The following is a 2,516-nucleotide window of genomic DNA, read 5'->3' on the forward strand; positions in this document are numbered from 1 at the left end:
CGGGACTAAGACGCGACGACGCCCACGCAGCCCTGACGAAGGAATCTCAAATACTGCACCTTGGTTCGGTGGCCAACCCGAGCGGCTTTTTGGTAAGGCTTGGGGCCTGGCTTCCGGGAAAGGATGGCGATCAGCTTGGAGCAATCGAGCCCGATATCATTGGTGAGGCTTTTGTCGTAGACCAATTGACGCAGCTGGGTGATCAGGGCGGGGCGAGCATTCTACGCGCCTCTCAGTGTCGGCCAACTAAGGTGGTTCAGTTTCTCATCCGCGCCGCGCAGGACTTCAGCTCCGCTCAGAGCACATCTATCGTAGGCCCTCTCAGTTGGCTCGGGTTGGTCGTGGAGAAAGGCGAGGCAGACGATCTCGGTCTCCTCCGGACGATTAGCAACGCGCTGCCTAGCACATCGGTAGTCCTGCGCCCTTATGCGCTTTCAGTCCGAGAAAACATTGATTCCCGGCTATGTCTTTTGATGGAAAACAAGGAAATCTCAGCGGTGGACTTCATCGTGGAGATATCTATGCTTTTGAGTGATTTAGCTCATGCCCAACACGATATGGGCTTATATCCAGAATCAGTCATTACCGCCCGGCGTGCTTCCTATCTGTTCAGAACACTTACGACATTCAATCGAACTCCGTTTCTGTCATACCTTGCAATGACCTCGGATAATTTGGCACGTATGCTGGTATCCATTGGCTCTTTCGACGAAGCCCTCCAGAGTTCGCAGGAGGCGGTCGGGCTTCTTCGAGAACTCAGCGCACAGGACCCCGAGTATCTGCCCGTTCTTTGCGCATACCTAAACACGTTAGGTATTGTTTTGAGACATTGTGGCGACGACGATATGGCTGCAAAGAACCTCCGCGAAGGGGCCGATTACATTGTGTCTTTTCGGCAAGGCTGCGTAGTCACAGAGCGAGCTACCGCTGGCGAGACTTTTTGCTTTGGGATGTCCTTGCGAGACGCCCATTGATCTTGTCCACGGAGAAGATCCGCGGATCGTAATGCTCGCCGACCCATTCATACAGCTCATCGTGTTGCGGGTGGTTTCGGTCTTCGATCGCTTCCAGAAGGTGGTAGTAGCCAGGGATTCCACCGCAGTCCTCGGGCGGGCACGCGAGTTGGCCAGCGATACAGGCCGGGTATTGGGCAGCCGGGTCTGCCGGGATCCCTTTTTCCAAAACGATGCTGTGTTCCCAGCTATCGCCCATATCGTATGTGTAAGTCAGTTTCGCGCCGATTTTGCCGAGCAGAGCAGAGAGGCTCACTTTGCGCTCGTCTTCTGTTGGAGTCACTCCCATGAGCCGCTCTTCGGGACTGGGCCTACCGAAGTACCGGCGGCCGATACGGAACTCGTGCATGTGACAGTTCTGCCATCCCATTGCGATTTGCAGTACATCGTGCAACTGCGCCAGCGTCATGGCCGTGGAAACAAGAAGCCGGCGCCAGATGGGCGGTTTGGTCCCGAGCAGAGTGACCTTGATTTGATAGATGTCCTGCGGATTCGCGATCTTCTTCGTTGCCATGTCAGTTCTTTTCCGATGTTAGGATACGGCGCACGGAAGTGCGACCGATGTTGAGGCGGCGGGCGATCTCGGATTTGCTGAGGCCGGAGCGGTGTAGTTTGCGAACCTCTTTGGTATGCAGCGCTGCGGTTGCGGGTTGGCCCAGTTGCTTGCCGTTCTGTCGGGCATGAGCAAGTCCGGCCCGTACTCGCTCCCGCAGTATCTCTCTTTCGAACTCGGCGAACACTGCCAGTAGCGCTGCCATCGCGCGACCAGCTGGGGTGGTCAGGTCCAGCGCCTCGGTCAGCGAGACGAAGCCGACGCCGAGATGTTCCAGTTCCTGCAGTGTAGCGAGCAAGTCGGTGACAGATCTTCCCCATCGGTCCAGCCTCCACACTAGCACGGCGTCGATCTCCCGCCGCCGCGCCGCTTCCAGCAGCTTCTCCCGCAGTTGACGCTGGGTTGCACCGGAGCCGACTTCCTTCACCTGCAGGGCGATGGCCCAGCCGCGCCGGGCGGCATACTCGCGCATGGCGCGATTCTGCATGGGCAGTGTTTGCTGGTCCAGGGTGGAGACACGCGCATAGAGGCCAACGCGGATCGTTTTGGCGGACTTTTGCCCCTGGCCAAAAACCCTTCCGGATTTCTTGATGACGGACCCTTGTTTTACGGGCACTTCACGATGCTCCCTGATGATGGCCGCAGACTATCCTTTCCGGCCATCAGGGATTCATCATAACTCTGCCGAAGCGGGGACCCCGATTCGAGCCAGAGTCTGGCGATAGTTCCACGGCATCCATTCAGCTGGACAGGCGGCAAGTTCGCGAGCGTGGCGCTGCAACTCGACCAGGTAGTCGAAGGAATTGGCACCACATAACTGACATGTGTGGATCAGGCTCATGAACAGATCGCCGACCTGCGCTCCGTTCAAGGTGCGATAAAACAACGCATTCTTTCTATGAAGAACCGCGCGCTTTAATGACCGCTCGACGATGTTGTTGTCAAGCGGG

4 protein-coding genes are annotated in these 2,516 nt (G+C 57.1%); 1 reads left to right on the plus strand and 3 read right to left on the minus strand.

The annotated features are described in order from the left end of the window. Nucleotides 1–974 (plus strand): hypothetical protein (locus VMU57_RS06150; RefSeq protein ID WP_325381754.1); only part of this gene is annotated, 974 nt, incomplete at its 5' end. Here the strand turns inward: VMU57_RS06150 and VMU57_RS06155 are convergent. The 3 genes from VMU57_RS06155 to VMU57_RS06165 form a co-directional block, all read right to left on the minus strand. Beyond that, nucleotides 922–1,527, minus strand: a complete 606-nt coding sequence (locus tag VMU57_RS06155) for a plasmid pRiA4b ORF-3 family protein (RefSeq protein WP_325381755.1) — start codon at nt 1,525–1,527, stop codon at nt 922–924. The two genes, VMU57_RS06150 and VMU57_RS06155, sit on opposite strands and share 53 nt — an antisense overlap. 1 nt (nt 1,528) lies before the next feature. After that, entirely contained in the window at nt 1,529–2,182 is a 654-nt protein-coding gene (locus tag VMU57_RS06160) for a recombinase family protein (protein ID WP_325381756.1), read from the minus strand. A gap of 57 nt (nt 2,183–2,239) precedes the next feature. Continuing rightward, on the minus strand, nt 2,240–2,516 hold a 277-nt coding region (locus tag VMU57_RS06165), incomplete at its 5' end, for an IS66 family transposase (protein WP_325381757.1).

This window comes from Edaphobacter sp., from assembly GCF_035532915.1.
In the GTDB taxonomy this organism is placed as follows: domain Bacteria; phylum Acidobacteriota; class Terriglobia; order Terriglobales; family Acidobacteriaceae; genus Edaphobacter.

Bases quoted from the DNA above. Each gene is read 5' to 3' on its own strand.
- VMU57_RS06155 (WP_325381755.1), bottom strand. From the start codon at position 1,527: ATGGCAACGAAGAAGATCGCGAATCCGCAGGACATCTATCAAATCAAG.